This is a genomic window from Chryseobacterium sp., assembly GCF_022712095.1.
Classification (GTDB): Bacteria; Bacteroidota; Bacteroidia; order Flavobacteriales; family Weeksellaceae; genus Chryseobacterium.
The window spans coordinates 1-4,450 of record NZ_JALAHD010000022.1; the positions used below are offsets into that span (position 1 = coordinate 1).

The window sequence follows — 4,450 nt, forward strand, 5'->3', positions numbered from 1 at the left end:
AACAAAAACAAAATTTGAAAAATATCCTAGTTATCATTTTGAAAATATAATTATTTATAATTTTCATAATCTGCTAATTTTCAAATATCTTATGCTTATTTTCAAAAAAATCACTATTTTTGGATATAAACACCAAAATCACACAAATGATTTATAAAATTCATCAGATTACCCATGATTTCATCATTGGATCTGTACAAGACAAAATAATGAACTACCACTGGATCGTAGTGGCAGATATTCCACGCCAAATGACCCTGTATAATCGAGTTCAACCTCAAAATATTAGCCTTATTAGTGGTGAATCTGATGAGGATTTTAGCCATGATTTTGAAAGAGTATGGACATTGTACATGGCAGAACGCCTAAGAAATTGGTTAATTAATGAACATCCTGAAAAGCTATTTTCTTATAGAGATCAGCCAATATCTATCAACAATAATTTTATCTGATTACTATTACTTACTTAAAGATACTTATCAAAAACACTAGAACAAAAACAAAATATGAAAAAGAAAAATACTCCTGAAGATATTTTCTTCCAGCCTGACGGATACAAAGCCCCGGATAATGCTAATGCTATTAAAGAGAATAGCATCGCAGGTATTAATCGTGTTGTAAAACTACAATGCATTGTGAATGGTGAAATCATTCCACACTTTAAAGATTTTAAGCTAAAACAGAGTACCAGAAACCATCATGAATTTGAGCTGATTCTGGCACATGATAGTCTTGAAAACAGACAGGATCATACATTAGAAGATGTCAATAAATTTCTTGGTGGAAGACTAACCGTCAGAATCATGTATAAAGATGTAGACAAGAGCCCTGAAAGAGTATTTGTTGGAGTCATAACGAAGGTAGGATTCAGTCAGGATAATCATAGCCTCGGAAACATTGTACTGAAAGGCTTTAGTCCAACCATACTTTTGGATGCTGCTCCACATACTCAAAGCTTTGGAGGTGGACAGCCTGTTAATATGGGAATAATTGCCACTGAGATTCTTAAACAAGGTATAGATAAAGGCAAATATGACTATCGTGTTGATGCTAAAGCCTCTTCACAAATTGTTTATAGTGCGCAATATGATGAAACGCATTACAATTACTTAAGTAGAATGGCAGAGGCTTATGGTGAACAGTTTTATTATGATGGTGAAGTACTGCATTTTGGTAACCTGCCACCTCAGAATAAAGTTCTGGAACTTATTTATGGGAGTAATGTTTCCGATATTAATGTAGAATTAAAAGCTGTTCATATCAATCCTAGTTTTTACGGCTATAACAGCAGTGGTAACACAAAACTAACATCGGGACAAACTCCAATCAGCCACAAGGGTGATTTGGCACAAACAGCATATAAAAATAACAATGGTATTTTTAAAACGCAGTCACTTCAAGTTGCACCTATCAAAGCGAGAACAGATATGGACATCACCAATTCCCAGACCAGTACAGCAGGAAGCCAAGCTGTAGAAGTATTTACAGTTTCAGGTAAAACTACTGTTCCTTTTCTGTATCCCGGATGTGTGGCAGATGTTAAAATGAGGAAAGCTGATAGTAATGAAACCTCTTATTTTACCAAGGTAATGATAACCGAGGTAAACCATGAGATAGATACACTTGGACATTATACTGGTAGCTTTGCAGCTATTGCAGCAGACACAGGATTCTTACCAAAAGCTGAATTCACTATTCCGACTGCTTTACCCCAAATAGCAACAGTAATTTCCAATACAGATGCTGAAGGTCAAGGAAGAGTTCAGGTGAAGTTTGATTGGCAATTGAATGATACTACAAACTTTATTCGTGTTATGAGCCCTGATGCGGGTGGGACTGACCAGATCACTCAAAACCGAGGTTATGTTGCAATTCCTGAAGTTGGTGATCAGGTGATGGTCAACTTCCAGCATGGTCACCCGGACAGACCTTTTGTAATGGGTGGAATGTTTCATGGTGGAACAGGAATTGGTGGAAATATAGATAATCATATTAAATCAATACAAACCAGAAGTGGTAATAAGGTTATCTTTAATGATGCTGAAGGCAGTATACATATTGAAGATCCAAGTGGAAATATTTACTTTATGGATGGTAAAGGGAATATTACAGTCACCGCTCCTCAGAATATGACATTTAATGCCGGGCAGAATGTAAGCATCAATGCCGGACAAAACATAAATGTCATAGCAGGAACCAATATCATGACATCAGCAACGTTGAATTACACACAAGCAGTAGGGGTAAATTATATGAGTACCATTGCAGGAAATTCAAGTCACTTTATTACAGGGAAGCTTATGGAAATAATTGATGGAGACACTGTATCAGAATCTAAAAAAGAGAGGAAGGAGTACAGTAGTCAGGATATGGAGGTACAATCAGAAGGAAATATAAAAAAGTATTCCCAAAAGACATTATATAACAACAGTGGTGAAAAATCTAACTCCCATTAAACATGAGTAGAATAAGAATTGTAAAGGGAAAATATACTAAGATAACCGGAGGTGATCATTATATGTTTTCTGATGGAAATATTATTTCCTCTGCCGGAGGAAAGTATGAGGAACAAGGTAATGAGGGAGGTATCGTCTTTGGTGACTCCAAACCCTATGAGCCTTGGAAATCTTATCTCAGGCATGATTGGTATCATTGTGTATTTGCACATACTACCAATAAAAAAATACCAATTGCTGATTTAGGAGTTAGTAATTTTAATGTAGAGATGTGCCTAACTGGAATAACTTCTGTAATCCGCTTCGAGGCATATAATTTAAATTCAACTGATAAGTATAAGTTTCATAATTGGGTCTATTTATTAAATATTTATATGAACAATCGTGGTGAGCTTGTAGAGGGAGGAATGGATTTAATTACCTATAAAACAGAAAGGAAGATTGGTTCTCAGGAAAGGAATATAGAACAGCAGAAAGGTAGTGATAAGATAGTTTTTCAAAGAACCCAGTATGATCTAAGGTCAAAGGGAAAAGACCTCCATGATGAAGTATTGTTGGATCATAAGCTCATTTTTTCCAACGGAATGGAAAGAAATATCAACTTTGGAACTAAAACAACAGAGTCTCACATGTTTTATGATATTTTTGGAGATTTTGTAAAAGAAGCGAGTCGTCTCAATCGCCGGGCTGATATTTCCTATGTATTTGCAGGAACGGAAAATGCAGAAAGTTTCCTAAGTAAAGTAAATGAAACAGCTGATAAGATTGCACTAGAGACAGACAGCCCGTTTTTAGCCAGTTCTTTTGATAAATATAAAGGGACATCTGTTTTTAAAGAGGTATTCGGAGTACTTAGCTATTTAACAGGTACTATTGATGATGGTCAGGTATTAGCAGACAGAGTACGAAAAATCCGAGGCCCAATACAGCTTACTAGTGTACAATGTGCAAGAATGGATGAAAAGGAAAAATTTATAAAATTTTCTGAAGATAAAATCTATTTTGTTACTAGCGAATTTGAGGAACTTGGTGAAATATTACAAAAAACCAAAAAAAGATTGAAAAAAGATGAGTAAAATATACCTACCTGAAAAATTGGTTTTAGGACAAGAAGAAAAGGATTTATATCCCTACCGTAGAAGGGTTAGCACTTCATTTTGTGTTGCTTTTACATTGAATCAATCTATTCAAATGTATACAGGAAACAGGTATACAGATAGTTTAGATGCCTGCCTTACTGCTGTAAGCTGGGTGGAAGATAATTTTTGTGAACTCCATATAGCTGGAATTGGAATTGATAAGCCCAAACATGAAAGGATAATAAAGACATGTACACTCTATATGGATAGAGGAGGATACCTCGTTTCTGGACATTATCAAGAATTCAAATATTTAGCACAAAGAGTTTTAAGAAGACCTACAGCAGCCCCAGATGATACGGTTGATAAAATAATAGAATTAAAACATAACTTTAGTAGAAAATTTATTAATGGTACAAAAGAAAATTTATTACATAAAGAAATATTCATAGATAAACTTTTCAAAATACAAGATTTTCCAGAATTCAAAATCAATACAGAGTCTGATTTTTTCAAACTCTTACAGAAAGTTTCTATTTATAATCGTAGTATGGAGATGTCATTCGTATATTCTATTGCACAAGAAAAGAAAATTCAATTAGATAATTTCAAAAAAATCGTAGGAATAGTTTCCCTCCCTATAACAATTGAAGCTTATGCATGGGTTAAAGCTTTACAGAGTGGTATATCACTTATTAATTATCTTTGTACCGCTGATGATGTTATGAAACTTTCGGATGAATTGTTTGAGTTTAGAGGGCCTGTAATTATTTCAGATGTTTTTGATGTCGCTTATGACAATAAACATTTTGATCCTATGAGTGATAATATAACAATTCCTAAAAGAGAATCTAAAAGTAGAGGTTTGAAACAAGATGCATTGGATGATTTTTTAGCAATAAAAATGATTGTTGC

Annotated in this window: 4 protein-coding genes; all 4 read left to right on the forward strand. The window is 34.3% G+C overall.

Annotated elements, in window-relative coordinates; translation table 11 throughout:
* The first annotated feature begins 209 nt into the window (after positions 1-209).
* The gene (locus Q0A18_RS01045) at positions 210-452 is read left to right on the forward strand and encodes a hypothetical protein (RefSeq protein ID WP_292008312.1); all 243 of its coding nucleotides are present in this window, start codon (positions 210-212) and stop codon (positions 450-452) included.
* 54 nt (positions 453-506) lie between these two features.
* Positions 507-2,456, forward strand: a complete 1,950-nt coding sequence (locus tag Q0A18_RS01050; RefSeq protein WP_292008313.1) for a phage baseplate assembly protein V — start codon at positions 507-509, stop codon at positions 2,454-2,456.
* 2 nt (positions 2,457-2,458) lie between these two features.
* Positions 2,459-3,532, forward strand: a complete 1,074-nt coding sequence (locus tag Q0A18_RS01055; RefSeq protein ID WP_292008314.1) for a hypothetical protein — start codon at positions 2,459-2,461, stop codon at positions 3,530-3,532.
* A partial coding sequence (locus tag Q0A18_RS01060; protein WP_292008315.1) for a hypothetical protein occupies positions 3,525-4,450 on the forward strand: 926 nt, incomplete at its 3' end. The genes Q0A18_RS01055 and Q0A18_RS01060, both read left to right, overlap by 8 nt.

Bases quoted from the DNA above. Each gene is read 5' to 3' on its own strand.
- Q0A18_RS01045 (WP_292008312.1), top strand. From the start codon at position 210: ATGAACTACCACTGGATCGTAGTGGCAGATATTCCACGCCAAATGACC.
- Q0A18_RS01050 (WP_292008313.1), top strand. From the start codon at position 507: ATGAAAAAGAAAAATACTCCTGAAGATATTTTCTTCCAGCCTGACGGA.
- Q0A18_RS01055 (WP_292008314.1), top strand. From the start codon at position 2,459: ATGAGTAGAATAAGAATTGTAAAGGGAAAATATACTAAGATAACCGGA.